Annotated in this window: 12 protein-coding genes and 1 pseudogene; 2 read left to right on the top strand and 11 right to left on the bottom strand. The window is 59.9% G+C overall.

Annotation, left to right across the window (positions count from 1 at the left end; all coding sequences use genetic code 11):
* Nucleotides 1-93: 93 nt before the first annotated feature.
* The 6 genes from ACW9IR_RS11470 to arcD (ACW9IR_RS11445) form a co-directional block, all read right to left on the bottom strand.
* The gene (locus ACW9IR_RS11470; RefSeq protein WP_457463242.1) at nt 94-1602 is read right to left on the bottom strand and encodes a sigma-54-dependent transcriptional regulator; all 1509 of its coding nucleotides are present in this window, start codon (nt 1600-1602) and stop codon (nt 94-96) included.
* A 245-nt stretch (nt 1603-1847) separates the two neighbouring features.
* Entirely contained in the window at nt 1848-2210 is a 363-nt protein-coding gene (locus ACW9IR_RS11465; protein WP_007908047.1) for a DUF5064 family protein, read from the bottom strand.
* Nucleotides 2211-2272: 62 nt separating this feature from the next.
* Complete coding sequence (gene arcC / locus ACW9IR_RS11460) at nt 2273-3202, bottom strand: carbamate kinase (protein WP_034153407.1); 930 nt, start codon at nt 3200-3202, stop codon at nt 2273-2275.
* A 191-nt stretch (nt 3203-3393) separates the two neighbouring features.
* Entirely contained in the window at nt 3394-4404 is a 1011-nt protein-coding gene (locus ACW9IR_RS11455; protein WP_008086805.1) for an ornithine carbamoyltransferase, read from the bottom strand.
* Nucleotides 4405-4473: 69 nt separating this feature from the next.
* Complete coding sequence (gene arcA, locus ACW9IR_RS11450; protein WP_038366599.1) at nt 4474-5730, bottom strand: arginine deiminase; 1257 nt, start codon at nt 5728-5730, stop codon at nt 4474-4476.
* A 33-nt stretch (nt 5731-5763) separates the two neighbouring features.
* Entirely contained in the window at nt 5764-7191 is a 1428-nt protein-coding gene (gene arcD / locus ACW9IR_RS11445; RefSeq protein WP_007908042.1) for an arginine-ornithine antiporter, read from the bottom strand.
* 437 nt (nt 7192-7628) lie between these two features.
* Here arcD (ACW9IR_RS11445) and arcD (ACW9IR_RS11440) point away from each other — a divergent pair, with 437 nt between their 5' ends.
* Both arcD (ACW9IR_RS11440) and ACW9IR_RS11435 read left to right on the top strand, forming a co-directional pair.
* A complete protein-coding gene (arcD, locus tag ACW9IR_RS11440) occupies nt 7629-9056 on the top strand; it encodes an arginine-ornithine antiporter (protein ID WP_102900181.1) in 1428 nt (475 codons plus the stop codon).
* On the top strand, nt 9053-9916 hold the full coding sequence (locus ACW9IR_RS11435; RefSeq protein WP_457463238.1) for a DNA-3-methyladenine glycosylase family protein: 864 nt from the start codon (nt 9053-9055) through the stop codon (nt 9914-9916). The genes arcD (ACW9IR_RS11440) and ACW9IR_RS11435 overlap by 4 nt, the downstream gene beginning before the upstream one ends.
* Before the next feature lie 338 nt (nt 9917-10254).
* On the opposite strand, the gene ACW9IR_RS11430 is transcribed toward ACW9IR_RS11435, so the two are convergent.
* The 5 genes and pseudogenes from ACW9IR_RS11430 to ACW9IR_RS11410 form a co-directional block, all read right to left on the bottom strand.
* A complete protein-coding gene (locus tag ACW9IR_RS11430; protein WP_457463236.1) occupies nt 10255-11604 on the bottom strand; it encodes a CoA transferase in 1350 nt (449 codons plus the stop codon).
* Nucleotides 11605-11810: 206 nt separating this feature from the next.
* Entirely contained in the window at nt 11811-12566 is a 756-nt protein-coding gene (locus tag ACW9IR_RS11425; protein WP_400507418.1) for a methyl-accepting chemotaxis protein, read from the bottom strand.
* A gap of 102 nt (nt 12567-12668) precedes the next feature.
* Nucleotides 12669-13676 (bottom strand): annotated as a pseudogene (locus ACW9IR_RS11420) (PDC sensor domain-containing protein); the annotation flags it as partial.
* A gap of 463 nt (nt 13677-14139) precedes the next feature.
* Nucleotides 14140-14550 (bottom strand): YbaN family protein, encoded by a 411-nt coding sequence (locus tag ACW9IR_RS11415; protein ID WP_150730550.1) that lies wholly within the window; start codon nt 14548-14550, stop codon nt 14140-14142.
* A gap of 165 nt (nt 14551-14715) precedes the next feature.
* The gene (locus ACW9IR_RS11410; protein ID WP_457463234.1) at nt 14716-15312 is read right to left on the bottom strand and encodes a biliverdin-producing heme oxygenase; all 597 of its coding nucleotides are present in this window, start codon (nt 15310-15312) and stop codon (nt 14716-14718) included.
* Nucleotides 15313-15341 lie beyond the last annotated feature (29 nt).

Here is a 15341-nt window from a genome sequence, read left to right as displayed (position 1 = left end):
TGCTCTCGATAGCGGTGTGTCATACGACAAACTAATTGATTGATCGAACGCTATCGCGAGCAGGCTCACTCCTACAGGGGATCTGCGGTGTGATTAGGGCTTGTTGGGGATGCCGTATTTGCGCAGGCGATGGGCGATGGCCGTGTGCGAAGTTTGCAGGCGGCTGGCCAGTTGGCGGGTCGAGGGGTAACTGACGTAGAGTTTTTCCAGCAGCGTTTTTTCGAAGGACTCGACCGCTTGTTCGAGGCTGTCGACATCGCTGTCGGTTTGCCGTGCGACTGAGGTGCCAGCAATGTCGAGGTCGCCGATATCCACCAGGCTGCTCTCGCAAATCGCCGCCGCGCGGAAGATCACGTTCTGCAATTGCCGCACATTGCCCGGCCAGTGATTGCCGAGCAGCGCCGGGTAGGTCCCCGGCGCGAGGCGGCAGACCGGGCGCTGAATTTGCGCACAAGCCTGCTGCATGAAATAGCGTGCCAGCAACAGAATGTCCTGACCGCGCTCACGCAGCGGCGGCACTTCAACGTTGAGCACGTTGAGGCGGTAGAACAGGTCTTCGCGAAACAAGCCTTCGCTGACCATTTTTTCCAGATCACGGTGGGTCGCGCTGAGGATGCGCACGTTGACCTTCACCTCACGATCACCGCCGACCCGACGGAAGCTGCCGTCATTCAAGAAGCGTAGCAGCTTGGCCTGCAGATACGGCGACATCTCGCCGATCTCGTCGAGGAATACCGTGCCTTGGTTGGCCAGCTCCATCAGCCCCGGTTTACCGCCGCGCGCCGCGCCGGTGAAAGCGCCGGGGGCGTAGCCGAACAGTTCGCTCTCGGCGAGGTTCTCCGGCAGGGCCGCGCAGTTCAGGGCGAGAAACGGTGCGCTGTGGCGAGCGCTGATGGCGTGGCAGGCACGGGCGACCAGTTCTTTGCCTGTGCCGGTTTCGCCCTGGATCAACAGTGGCGCATCAAGGGCTGCCACCCGTTGCGCGCGCGCCTTGAGGGTGCGGATTGCCGGGGATTCTCCGAGCAATGCATCGAAACCCTCGGCATGGTCGTGGTGCAAGGCCGAGAGTTGTTCGCCGATGCGGTTCGGTTGATACAAGGTCAGCAGGGCGCCCGCGTCGGTGATTGGCGTGGCATCGAGTAGCAAGGTCTGACCGTTGACGGTGATTTCGCGCAGCGGCAAACGGAAGCCGTGTTCGAGCAAGGTGTCGAGCAGGGCCGGATCGTTGAACAGTTCAGAGACGCTTTCCCCCGCCGGTTCACGACCGTAGAGCGCGATCAACGCCGGGTTGGCCAGCAGCACCTTGCCGGCGCTGTCGAGCGCCAGCACCGGATCGGTCATCGCCGCCAGCAACGCATCGAGCTGCAAGTGCCGACGCTGGCCGGGGAGGATATCGACCACGGTTACCGCCTCGACGCCGAGCACGCGAAACAACGCATCTTTCAGTTCTTCGAGCACTTGCGGGCTCAGGGTCGGCGCGTCGATGTAGACGTTGGGCGGGATCATCTCCACCGCATCCAGATTGAGATTGCGCCCACCGAGGATAGCCAGGACTTCCTGGGTGATGCCGACGCGGTCGATGAAACTGACGTGGATACGCATGGGGCGGTTCAGTGATCTGCAGTGCGGAGGGGGGCAAGTATGCCTTAAATCAAAAACGCCCTCACCCCAGCCCTCTCCCAGGGGGAGAGGGGGCCGACCGAGGTGTCTGAGGTTTGACATCGACCTGAAAGAACCAGTCGATTATGGATTCGGTAAAGCAAGTTCAGGTCGGTGTAACTCTAGAGCATCCCCCAATCAGTCCCCTCTCCCTTTGGGAGAGGGCTAGGGTGAGGGGCTTTTGCGGGTTATTCGAAGTGCTCAAGATTGACCGGATCCCCGGATTTCATATCGAGTTGCTTGCGGATGTCTTCAAACATCATGTCGTAATGCTTGTGAACCGAGCCGATCTGGCTGTGCGTCTTGGGAATGCCGTACTTCTCGGCGATTTTCGTCACATTGTTGGCAAAGTTGTAGGCCTCCTCTTTGGGCAGGAAGAAGGTCTCTTTCATGTCCTTGCCCTGAAGGTTGCCATGCATCGTGAACTGGATGCCTTTGCCTTTCTGCGGGTCGGTGAACACTTCATAGTCGAGGTGCACGTTGTAACTGACGTCATCCGGAGTCAACGCGTGCCGCTCAATATGCAGATGACCGGGTTCAAACTGGGCCATGGGTTTCTCCTTTCAAGGCATGGGAGAAGGGCAGACCTCGGGCCTGCCCCCGGAGTTTCTAATTATCGGTAAGTGATGCCCGGCTTCGCCGTGGTCACGCGAGTACCGGCAGTACCCTGGACAATCGCTTCGATGTCCGCCAGCGAACCGATCACCGCGACCTTGCCAGTATGGCGCGCGAATTCGCAGGCTGCCTGCACCTTCGGCCCCATGGAACCGGCAGCGAAGCCGAGGCGTTCGAGCTCATCCGGGTGCGCTTCGGCAATGGCTTTCTGCGTCGGCTTGCCGTAATCGATGAACGCCGCGTTGACGTCCGTGGCAATCACCAGCAGGTCGGCTTCCAGTTGCTCGGCGAGCAGCGACGAGCACAGGTCCTTGTCGATCACCGCTTCGATACCTTTGAGATTGCGGTTCTCGTCGTACATGGTCGGAATCCCGCCACCACCGGCGCAAATCACGATGCTGCCCTTGTCCAGCAGCCATTTGATCGGGCGGATTTCGAAAATGCGTTTTGGTCGTGGGCTGGCCACCACACGGCGGAATTTATCGCCATCCGGAGCAATCGCCCAGCCTTTTTCGGCAGCGAGTTTTTCTGCCTCGGCCTTGTCGTAAACCGGGCCGATCGGTTTGGTCGGGTTCTGGAAGGCCGGATCCTTGGCGTCGACTTCAACCTGGGTCAGCAGGGTGGCGAACGGCACTTCGAAGTCGAGCAGGTTGCCCAGTTCCTGTTCGATGATGTAGCCGATCATGCCTTCGGTTTCGGCACCGAGCACGTCCAGCGGGTAAGGGGTGACGGAGGTGTAGGCCGCCGCTTGCAACGACAGCAGGCCGACTTGCGGGCCATTGCCGTGGGCGATGACCAGTTGGTTGCCGGGATGGATCTTGGCGATTTGCTCGGTGGCGATGCGGATGTTGGCGCGCTGATTGTCAGCGGTCATCGGTTCACCACGGCGGAGCAGGGCGTTACCGCCCAGCGCTACGACGATACGCATGGTGCATGTCCTTCTAATCAGAGGAGAGGCGAACAACTCGATCTTCCTGCCGGAACCGGGATCCCCTGTGGGAGCGAGCCTGCTCGCGAAGGCGTCAGATCAGTCGACATCTCTGTTGAATGACCCACCGCTTTCGCGAGCAGGCTCGCTCCCACCTTTGGAACCGGTTCCTTCAGTGGGAGCTATTGCAGTTACAGATCAGCCAGGGTCGAGACCAGAATCGCTTTGATCGTGTGCATGCGGTTTTCCGCTTGCTCGAAGGCGATGCAGGCTGGGGACTCGAACACGTCGTCGGTCACTTCGATGCCGTTTTTCAGGTGCGGATACTGCTCGGCAATCTGTTTGCCGACCTTGGTATCGCTGTTGTGGAACGCCGGCAGGCAGTGCATGAACTTGGTGCGCGGGTTGCCGCTGGCTTTCATCAGCTCGGCGTTGACCTGGTACGGCAGCAGTTGCTGGATACGCTCGGCCCAGGCTTCCACCGGCTCGCCCATCGACACCCAAACGTCGGTGTGAATGAAGTCGACGCCTTTGACCGCGGCTTTCGGGTCTTCAGTCAGGGTGATACGTGCGCCACTTTCTTCTGCATATTTGTGGCAACGCTCGACCAGATCATCCAGTGGCCACAGCGCTTTCGGTGCACAGATGCGCACGTCCATGCCGAGTTTGGCGCCGACCAGCAGCAGCGAGTTGCCCATGTTGTTGCGCGCATCGCCGAGGTAGGCGTAGCTGATCTCATGGATCGGCTTGTCGGCGTGTTCACGCATGGTCAGCACGTCGGCGATCATTTGCGTCGGGTGATATTCATCGGTCAGGCCGTTGAATACCGGCACACCGGCGAACTTGGCCAGCTCTTCGACGATTTCCTGTTTGAAGCCACGGTACTCGATGGCGTCGTACATGCGCCCCAGCACGCGGGCGGTGTCTTTCATGCTTTCTTTGTGACCGATCTGCGAAGAGTTCGGGTCGATGTAGGTGACGTTGGCGCCTTGGTCATACGCCGCCACTTCGAACGCGCAACGGGTGCGGGTCGAGGTTTTTTCGAAGATCAGGGCGATGTTGTTGCCCTTCAGGTGTTGTTGCTCGGTGCCGGTGTATTTCGCGCGTTTGAGGTCGCGGGACAGGTCGAGCAGGTAACGCAGCTCACGTGGGGTGTGGTGTTCCAGGCTGAGCAGGTTACGGTTGTGAATGTTAAAAGCCATGATGGATCTCCTTCGGTGTCGGTTATCCCCCTGGCCGCACGTTGTAAGTGTCGGCCAGGGCTCAGAGGTTTAGTAATCGATCGGGTCGCGGATGATCGGGCAGGTCATGCAGTGGCCGCCGCCACGGCCTCGGCCCAGTTCACCGGCGCTGATGGTGATGACTTCCACGCCGGCCTTGCGCAGCAGGGTGTTGGTGTAGGTGTTGCGGTCGTAGCCGATGACCACGCCCGGTTCCACGGCCACCACGTTGTTGCCGTCGTCCCATTGCTCGCGTTCGGCGGCGAAGCTGTTGCCGCCGGTTTCCACCACGCGCAACTTCGGCAGGTTGAGGGCTTTGGCCACGGTGTCGAGGAAGGTGCCTTCTTCGCGGCGGATGTCGATGCCGCCCTGTTTGCTTTCGTCTGGTCGCAGGGTGAAGGCGACGATCTGGTTGACCACTTCCGGGAAAATCGTCACCAGGTCGCGGTCGCAGAAACTGAACACGGTGTCGAGGTGCATCGCGGCGCGGGACTTCGGCAGGCCGGCAACGATGACTTTTTCCACGGCTTTGTTCTTGAACAGGTTCAGCGCCAGTTGGCCGATGGCTTGGCGGGATGAACGTTCGCCCATACCGATCAGCACTACGCCGTTGCCGATTGGCATGACGTCGCCGCCCTCGAGGGTGGAGCTGCCGTGATCCTTGTCCGGGTCGCCGTACCAGATCTCGAATTCGGCGTTGGTGAACTGTGGATGGAATTTGTAGATGGCGGTGGTCAGCAGGGTTTCCTGACGGCGCGCTGGCCAGTACATCGGGTTCAGCGTCACGCCACCGTAGATCCAGCAAGTGGTGTCGCGGGTGAACTGGGTGTTCGGCAGCGGCGGCAGAATGAAGCTGGAGTGGCCGAGGAAGTCGCGGAACATCTGGATGGTCTTGCCGCCGAAACTGTCCGGCAGATCATCGGCGGACACGCCGCCAATCAGGAATTCGGCGATGTGCCGTGGCTCAAGGCTTTTCAGCCAGGATTTGACTTCGTTGATCAGGCCCAGGCCCACCGAATCGGCGGTGACCTTGCGCTCGAGAATCCAGTCCAGCGCCTCAGGGATGGCGACGATGTCGGTCAGCAGGTTGTGCATTTCCAGCACATCGATGCCGCGCTCGCGCATCTTGGTGACGAAGTCGAAGTGGTCGCGCTTGGCCTGAGCCACCCAGAGCACGTCATCGAACAGCAGTTCATCGCAGTTGTTCGGGGTCAGCCGCTGATGGGCCAGACCTGGGGAGCACACCATGACTTTGCGCAGTTTGCCGGCTTCGGAATGGACGCCGTACTTAACTTTTTCCGTGGTCATTTCAGATCCTCCAGATAACAAATCAATCAGGGATTACAGAGTCAGGAAGCCGTCGTAGAGACCGTAGGCAGCCACCAGGGCACCCACGACCACTGCGGCGAAAATCAGCTTCTCGACGTTAGTGAAAATCGGTTGTTTGAGTTCCAGCTTGGCTTTGGCGAACAGGATCGCGCCAGGTGCGTAGAGCAGGGCCGAGAGCAGCAAGTACTTGACCCCGCCGGCATACAACAGCCACACCGCGTAGATCAGCGCGATGCCGCCGATAATCAGATCCTTGCGCCGTTCGGCAGCAAAGCCTTCGTAGCTTTCGCCGCGCACCGCCAGCAGCAGGGCATAGGCCGCCGACCACAGGTACGGCACCAGAATCATCGAAGTGGCGAGGTAGATCAGCGACAGGTAAGTGCTGGCCGAAAACAGCGTGATGATCAGGAAAATCTGCACCATCGCGTTGGTCAGCCACAGGGCGTTGACCGGTACGTGGTTGGCGTTTTCCTTACGCAAGAACTCCGGCATGGTGTGGTCTTTGGCGGCGGCGAACATGATCTCCGCACACAGCAGCACCCACGACAGCAGCGCCCCGAGCAGCGAGATGATCAGACCGACGCTGATCAATACTGCGCCCCAATGACCGACCACGTGCTCAAGCACGGCCGCCATCGACGGGTTCTGCAGTTTCGCCAGTTCCGGCTGGGTCATGATGCCCAGCGACAGCACGTTGACCAGCACCAGAAACAGCAGCACGGTGATGAAGCCGATCACAGTGGCCTTACCGACGTCCGAGCGTTTTTCGGCGCGGGCCGAGAAGATGCTCGCGCCCTCGATGCCGATGAACACCCACACGGTGACCAGCATCATGTTGCGCACCTGGTTCATCACACTGCCCAGATCCGGATTCTTGATGCCCCAGATGTCGGCGGTGAAGATGTCCAGTTTGAAAGCGAACACCGCGATCAACACGAACAGCAGCAGTGGTACGACTTTGGCGACCGTGGTCACCAGGTTGATGAACGCCGCTTCCTTGATCCCGCGCAGCACCAGAAAGTGCACGGCCCACAGCAGCACCGAGGCGCCAATCACCGCAGCAACGGTGTTGCCCTCACCGAAAATCGGAAAGAAATAGCCGAGAGTGCTGAACAGCAGAACGAAGTAACCGACGTTACCCAGCCAGGCGCTGATCCAGTAACCCCAGGCAGATGAGAAACCCATGTAATCGCCGAATCCGGCCTTGGCGTAGGCGTAGACACCGCCGTCCAGGTCAGGCTTGCGATTGGCAAGGGTTTGAAAGACAAAAGCGAGGGTGAGCATGCCGACAGCAGTGATGGCCCAACCGATAAGTACCGCACCGACGTCGGCGCTGGCGGCCATGTTTTGCGGCAAGGAGAATATCCCGCCACCGATCATTGAGCCGACTACCAATGCAACCAGTGCACCTAGTCGTAGTTTTCCGGGAGCTTCAGACATTGCATGACTCCATTGCAGGAGAGAAGAGATCACAGCGTAGTTCTGTTGTCTGTTCAAACAGCTGACTTAGATCAGTGCATGGTCACATTCCATTGTTAATGAATGACTTAGGCTTCGACTGAAGGCATAAATACTCTGCCCGCAAGGCCCGTCCTAGAGGCGTTGTGGCTACATTGTTGGGAATGGCTATTATTACTTTCGAATTATCACGCTAGTTCTTTTTCAGCTTTTGGCAAATTTTCAGCCTCTGTTTTCAGTACAGAATTGAATTATCGGGATCAGCGCACAAAACTGTCTTAACGTGCTAGGCGTTAGCGTCATCCGCTATATATAAACAGGCGTTAATTGGCGTTACCTGATAAACGTCATCTACCTTTATCCGTTTAGTTAATAGTTGTTACAAATGCACGCTCACCACACTTCAAAGGGAAACTGAAATGTCGCAACCGACGCAAAAGCTGCGATTAGGCGCGTTGATCGCCCTGGTGGTGGGTTCGATGATTGGCGGGGGGATTTTCTCGCTGCCGCAGAACATGGCGGCGCGTGCCGATGCCGGGGCGATCCTGATCGGTTGGGGGATTACCGCGATCGGCATGCTGACTCTGGCGTTCGTTTTTCAGACGCTGGCCAATCGCAAGCCGGAACTGGACTCGGGCGTCTATGCCTACGCCAAGGCCGGGTTTGGCGACTACATGGGTTTCTCGTCCGCCTGGGGTTACTGGATCAGCGCCTGGCTGGGCAACGTCGGCTATTTCGTGCTGCTGTTCAGCACCCTCGGTTACTTCTTTCCGGTGTTTGGCCAGGGCAACACGCCGATCGCCATCGGCTGCGCCTCGGTACTGCTGTGGGCCGTGCATTTTCTGGTGATGCGCGGGATCAAGGAGGCGGCGCTGATCAATCAGCTGACCACGGTGGCCAAAGTGGTGCCGCTGATCATGTTCATCGTCATCGCGGCGGTGGCATTCAAGGCTGACATTTTCACTCGCGACATCTGGGGCACCAGCAACCCGAATTTCGGCGGGGTGATGGATCAGGTGCGCAACATGATGCTGGTCACGGTGTTCGTGTTCATCGGCATCGAAGGCGCCAGCGTGTACTCGGCGCGGGCGGAAAAGCGCAGCGACGTCGGTCGCGCCACGGTCATCGGTTTTGTCGGCGTGCTGGCGCTGCTGGTGCTGGTCAATGTGCTGTCGCTGGGGATCATGAGCCAGCCGGACCTGGCGAATCTGCAGAACCCGTCGCTGGCGGCGGTACTCGAACACATTGTCGGGCCGTGGGGCGCTTTATTGATCAGCGTTGGCCTGGCGATTTCACTGCTCGGTGCGTTGTTGTCGTGGGCATTGCTCTGCGCGGAAATCCTCTTCGCCACCGCCAAGGACAAGACCATGCCGGCGTTCCTGAAAAAGGAAAACAAGAATCATGTGCCGGTCAACGCGTTGTGGCTGACCAACGCGATGATCCAGGTTTTCCTGTTGATCACGCTGTTTTCGGCGGGCACTTACACCAGCCTGATTTATCTGGCGTCGTCGATGATTCTGGTGCCGTACCTGTGGTCGGCGGCCTATGCGGTGTTGCTCAGCGGGCGCGGCGAAACCTACGAACATGCTTCGGCCGAGCGCACCAAGGATCTGCTGATCGGTGGCATCGCCCTCGGGTATGCGGTGTGGTTGCTGTACGCCGGCGGGGTGAAGTATTTGCTGCTGTCGGCGTTGCTGTATGCGCCGGGGGTGATCCTGTTTGCCAAGGCTAAACATGAGCAGGGCGAGCCGTTGTTCACCCATGTCGAGAAAGGCATTTTCACCTGCGTGGTTATCGGCGCGGGGCTGGCGGCGTATGGGTTGTACAGCGGTGTGCTGTCGTTGTGAGGTTGTCGCTTGCGTATGCGCCGCCGTATGACTGGGAGGCAATGTTGGGGTTTCTCGCGGCGCGGGCGGTGGCTGGGATGGAGACCGTCGTTGAAGGTGTGTATTCGCGCAGCATTGGATTGAACGGTGTCCACGGGACAGTATCGATTTGGCAGGAAGCGGTAGATGCGCTGCAGGTTGAGTTGAGTTTTACTGATCCGGCAGCGGTGCCCGAGATCGTTATCAGATTGCGGCGAATGTTTGATCTGGATGCGGATCTGGCGGTGATGCAAGGGCATCTGGCAAATGATCCGTTGCTGGCGCGGTTGATCGCCGAGCGTCCGGGGTTGCGCATTCCCGGTGCGTGGGATGGGTTGGAGTTGGCCTTTCGCGCGGTGCTCGGGCAGCAGATTACGGTGGTGGCGGCGATTCGTCTGGCGGGGAAACTGGTTGCGCAATATGGCGCGCCGCTGGATTCGAGCGTGCCTGGATTGACCCATGTGTTTCCCGAGGCACACGTCTTGGCGGCGGCAGATCTGGCGGCGCTGGGCATGCCGAAAAGTCGGGGGCGCACGTTGTCGGGCGTGGCGCAGGCGTTGCTGGATGAACCCTCGTTGTTTGACCCGAATCGCGAGGGTGGCATGGCGCGGTTGTTGGCATTGCACGGGATTGGCGAGTGGACGGCGCAGTACATTGCTTTGCGGCAGTTGCGGGATATGGATGGATTTCCCCATGGCGATGTCGGGTTGCTGCGAGCGTTGGAGGTGCTGGAAGGAGAGCGGCCGACAGCGCGGGAATTGTCGTTGCGCGCTGAGGCGTGGCGGCCGTATCGGGGGTATGCGGCGCAGCTTTTGTGGACGTCCTTGAGCCGGGCAGATTGATACATTATCGCTCGGCCTGAAATTGCAGCCCTCACCCCAGCCCTCTCCCGGAGGGAGAGGGGGCCGACCGAGGTGTCTTGCGTTTTACATCGACCTGAAAGACCGAGTCGATTATGGATTCAGCGCCAAGCGTTCAAGTCGGTGAATCTCTTCAGTATCCCCGAATCAGTCCCTCTCTCTCTGACAGAGGGGGCCGACCGAGGTGTTTTGCGTTTTACATCGACCTGAAAGACCGAGTCGATTAGGGATTCAGCGCCAAGCGTTCAAGTCGGTGGATCTCTTCAATATTCCCCGATCGGTCCCCTCTCCCTCTGGGAGAGGGTTAGGGTGAGGGGCTTTTAATTCCACTGTGGGTGATGTGAACCCAGTTCTGTAGCCGGCAACGCCCACTGAATCGGCGTGCCGCTGATCTTCATCGGCACCTGCAAACGATGCGCCGGTCCCCACGGGGTCTGCTCCAACGACAAGCTCTGATCCTGTTCATCCTCGACGCGCAACGCTTGCGTTGTTCCCGGCCCATGCTCGATCAACAACTTCGCCGTCCGCGCCAGCGACAATCGCGCTGAGCCCGCTCGGCCATTCGCCAACCGCTCAGTCAGCAACCTGAGCGCACTCGCCGCCATCAAATACCCCGTCGCATGATCCAGTGCCTGCACTGGCAACGGCGTCGGTTTCTCGGCTTGCAGCCAGCGCTGCCCGGCCTCGGCAATGCCGCTGCTCATCTGCACCAGACTGTCGAAGCCGCGGCGGTTCTGCCACGGGCCGCTCCAGCCGTAGGCGTTGAGGGCGACATCGATCAGGCCCGGTGCCAGTTGCCGGCGGCGTTCGGCGCCGAAGCCGAGATTTTCCAGGGCATCGGCGCGGTAACCGTGCAGCAAAATGTCGGCGTCTTTCAACAATCCTTCGAACACCGCGCGATTCGCCGGATCATGCAAGTTCAGCCGCGCACAGCGTTTGCCGAGAGTCATTTCCGGAACGACACCAGGCTCATTCCAGGTCGGGGAATCGATGCGCAATACATCGGCGCCAAGGCCGGCGAGAAAACGGCTGGCAGTGGGGCCGGCGAGCACGCGCGTCAGATCCAGCACCTTGATCCCGGCCAACGGGTGCGCCACCGAGCCTTGCCACGCTTGGCTGTGTTCATCTTGCGAATCGAGGAAATGCACCAGCGGCTCGGCATTCACCGCGAGCCCCTGCGGATGCGTCTGCCACTGTGCCCAACTGCGCATCTCGGCGGCACAACCCTTGGCGTCGACCACCGCTTGCTCCAGATCCGTACTCGCCCATCGCGCGACTTTTACCGCCATCGCAGCACGGTCGGCGCAGGCACCGAGCACGCTTTCAGCGGCAGCGCGGTGATGCGGGGCGTTGGTGTGCAGGCGAATCCAGCCGTCGCAGGTCTGGTAATCGCCAGCGACTGGATCCCACAGTGGCGGAACTTGCCAGCCGATGGGACGGATTGATGTGGCGAACCAGAACGATGCCAATCGACGATCGACTTCAACGACAGGTCGCTGGCCGGTCTGCTGCCGGAGCAATTCGCTGACGGCCTGACCGGCCGCGGCCATGCTGGCGCAGGCAAGCTCGGTAACGGCGAACGCCGAGGGCAGGGCGCCACGGTCGGTGAACGGGATCGGCGTGTGCGGCAAGCCGAGTGCGGCTTGAATGGACGTGAGTAAATCAGTCATCGAAGGCCCTCCGGAGCGAGAGGGCGATGATAGTGCAAAAGAATCCCGAGTCAGATGAAATCCCCGATTGCAGGGTTGCCACTTGACCCTGTGGGAGCTGGCTTGCCAGCGATAGCGGTGTGTCAGTCAACAATGTACTGACTGATGTGCCGCCATCGCTGGCAAGCCAGCTCCCACAAGGTTTTGTGGTGGATTGAGTGGCGCGGTCAGACGCGGAACTGATCCATCAATTTCATCTGTTGACTGGCCAGGGCATTGAGCTGGCTGCTGATCGCTGCCGACTCAGTGGCTTGTTCAGTCAATGTTTCGGTCACGGTGCGGATAGCCGAGACATTGCGATTTACTTCTTCAGCCACCGCACTCTGCTGCTCAGCCGCGCTGGCAATCTGCAGGTTCATGTCGCTGATCACCGTCACCGCATCGCTGATCTTGCCCAGTGCATCCACTGCCTGACGAATCTGCCCGGCGTTGTTGTGCGCCTGGGTCTGGCTCGAATGCATGGTCGCGACCACGCCACGGGTGCCGGTCTGAATGCGCTCGATCACGATTCGAATCTCTTCCACCGAATCCTGCGTACGTTTGGCGAGGTTGCGCACCTCGTCGGCAACCACGGCAAAACCACGGCCGCTCTCACCGGCGCGGGCCGCCTCAATCGCCGCGTTGAGGGCGAGCAGGTTGGTCTGTTCAGCGATGCTGCGGATGACCTCCAGCACCGAGCCGATCTGCTCGCTGTTGACCGCCAACGCTTCAACCTCGGTCACAGCCTTGCTGACTTCATCGGCCAGTTGATTGATGTCGCGGGTGCTGCGCTCGATGATCGACATGCCGTCCTTGGCCGACTGATCGGCACCTTTCGCGGCATTGGCGGCATTCGATGCGCTGTTGGCGACGTCGTGGGCGGTGGCGCTCATTTCGTTGGAGGCGGTGGCGACCTGATCGATTTCGCGGAACTGCACCTGCATGCCTTCGCTGGTCTGACGGGCGATTTCCGAAGACTGGTCGGCGGTGCCGCGTGCTTCGGTGATGCTCTGTTTGATCTGCGCGATGGTCGGTTGCAGCTTGTCGAGAAAGCGGTTGAACCAGTTCACCAGTTCGCCCAGTTCATCCTGCTTGCTGTAGTTCAGACGTTGGGTCAGATCGCCTTCGCCGCTGGCAATGTTCTTCAGCATCTCGGCAACGCTATTGATCGGGCGAGTAACGCCGGACGCGGTCAGCCAGATCAGCAACAGGCCGACCAGACCGGCGACCACGGCAACCAGCAGCGCGGTGATCACGCCGGTTTCCTGCGCATCATCCAGCACCGCTTGCAGCTTGACCGAGTCGGCCAGCAACACTTGTTTCGGCAGGTCGATGACCACGCCCCAGGCGCGCGAGTTGCCGATCGGATCGACCGGGTACACCGCACGAATCAGGTCGCCCTGTTCGAGAATCTTCGGTGTGCCGGAGCTCAGCAGTTGCAGCACATCTTTGCCATCGGCGCCGAGGGTGTCGCTGATCTTTTTGCCGACCTTGCTCGCGTCGGAACTGTCGGCAGCGAGCACGCCGCTGCCGGAGACGATCAGCATATGCCCGGCGTTGTTGAACAGGTTGCGCTGGGAATCCACGGCCGCTGCTTGCAGGGCGTCGAGGGCGATGTCGACGCCGACCACGCCGATGGCTTTACCGTCGACGATCAGGGGTACGGAAATGGTCGTCATGAGCATTTCCTTGCCACCGACAGTGTCGGCATACGGGTCGAGCAGGCAGGTGCGCTTGGCATCGCGAGGGCAGGTGTACCAGCTGTTGTAGGGCGTGCCGCTGACGCTGAGGGTGGTTTTGGTCAGGTCTTCTTCGACCATGATGGTGTTCAGCGAGGCGCCGGCGGCGCGGCTCCAGTACGTGGCGAAGCGCCCGGCTTCGTTGGACTGGCGCGCGGCATCGTTGGCGAACTCGCTGTCCTTGCCGTCGAGAGCGTTCGGTTCGAAAGCGAGCCAGATGCCCAGCACTTTGTCGTTGCGCTCAAAAGCGGTTTTCAGGCTCAGGTTCAACTCTTCGCGCAAGGCGCCGGCGTCCAGCGAACGCTTGGCGGCCATTACCCGCAGGTCCTTGATCTGATCCGCGACGGCAGTGATCACCGTCAGGCTTTCGCCGAAGGTCTTCTGCACCCGCACGGCTTGTTCGGCGGCTTTGGCTTGCAACAGATTCTGCACGCTGGCGGTGAGCAACTGGTTGCTGGAGTTGCTGACCAGTTCGTCGTTCTGGTTGGTCTGGTAGATGTTCATGCCGACGATCAGCGCAACCACACCGAGCAGGCACAGGCCGGAGAGCAGAACGATTTTCAGGCGAATGGACAGAGCGTCGAACATGGGGCGATCTCGCGAATGAATAAACGGGTGGCAGGCGGATATGAACTATCCGGTTCGCCAAATCCATTCAGCGCCATTCAATGCTCATCGGCGTGGAAGCAGAGGGCATGAGGCGCGTGCCGACGGACGGTCAGCGCTAAACGTTTGCGCAGGGGAAAGTGCTGAAAAAACGAATAATTACAGGGATGTTTCAGTGTGATGACGGGTCAGTGCAGACCCGGATGGATTCCGGGCGCGACCAGATCCACAGATTGCCCAGGCTCATCCCGGCAATCGCCAGATAGACCGGCCAGCCATGATCGAGCATCAGCAGCATCAGAGTCGCACAGAGCAACATGCTCACCGTCGCACTGACTTTGGCCTTGCGCGCGATGATCTTGCCGTTGCGCCAATTGCTGAGGATCGGTCCGAACAAGCGATGGTTTTCCAGCCAGGCACTCAAACGCGGCGAACTGCGAGTCGCGGCCCAAGCGGCGAGGAGGATGAACTCGGTGGTCGGCAGGCCGGGCACGACAATGGCGATCAGGCCGATGCCGAGGCTGACGTAGGCCAAGAGGCCGAACAGCACGCGGGCGAGTTTCGAGGAGGCGGGTTGCGGCATGGGCTACGCGGTGGCTTCTGAAGCGGAAGGGAGATCTTACAGGCTTACGCAGTTCCCCTGTAGGAGTGAGCCTGCTCGCGAAAGCGGTGGATCAGTCGACATTCATATTGAATGACATGACGCCATCGCGAGCAGGCTCACTCCTACAGGGGTATGTGTGTTGCTTCAGGCTGGTTCGGCTTCAGTGGCGTAAGCCTGTTCCAGCAGCACGGTGAAGCGGTTGAACGCGTCGATCGCGCCTTGCTCGACTTCGGCTTCTTCCTCGGCAGTGAACTGCAGCGAATCGAGGGTGCGTACGAAGCTTTTCCAGCCTTCGGCACGGCCACCTTCAGGCTCACCGAGGTGACGGGCACCAAAGGTTTCGCTCAGCTCCAGGGCCACGGCGCGTTTGATCAGGAACGCCGCACCGAGCTTCGAACCTTCGGAGACAAAAATCCAGCCCAGCGCGCCAGCCTTGCTCGGATTGTTAACTGCGCCTGCGACTGGCGCCGGTACTTCAGTGTCGAGGTCGGCAAGGTCAGCCTTGGCCGCTTCGGCGCGGCAACGCGCCGGCAGATCAGGGACGATCGCAGTCAATTCTGCATCGTTGTACAGATCGACCAGTTCCGACTGGAACAGGTACTGCGCGACGACGAACCGGGCGAAGTTGGCGCGGGTCTCGAACGGCGCGTGGGCTTTGACCAGGGCGTCGAGCTTGCTGTGCGGCTCATGGGTGATCTGGTTCAGGCGTTGTGAACGCAGGGCTTTTTCCGAAGTGGTCATGACATGTCCTTGATAAAAGAGGCGCTTGA

The sequence above is a fragment of the Pseudomonas sp. SDT291_1_S447 genome, assembly GCF_054070155.1.
This window is presented reverse-complemented; position numbering and strand designations above follow the sequence as displayed.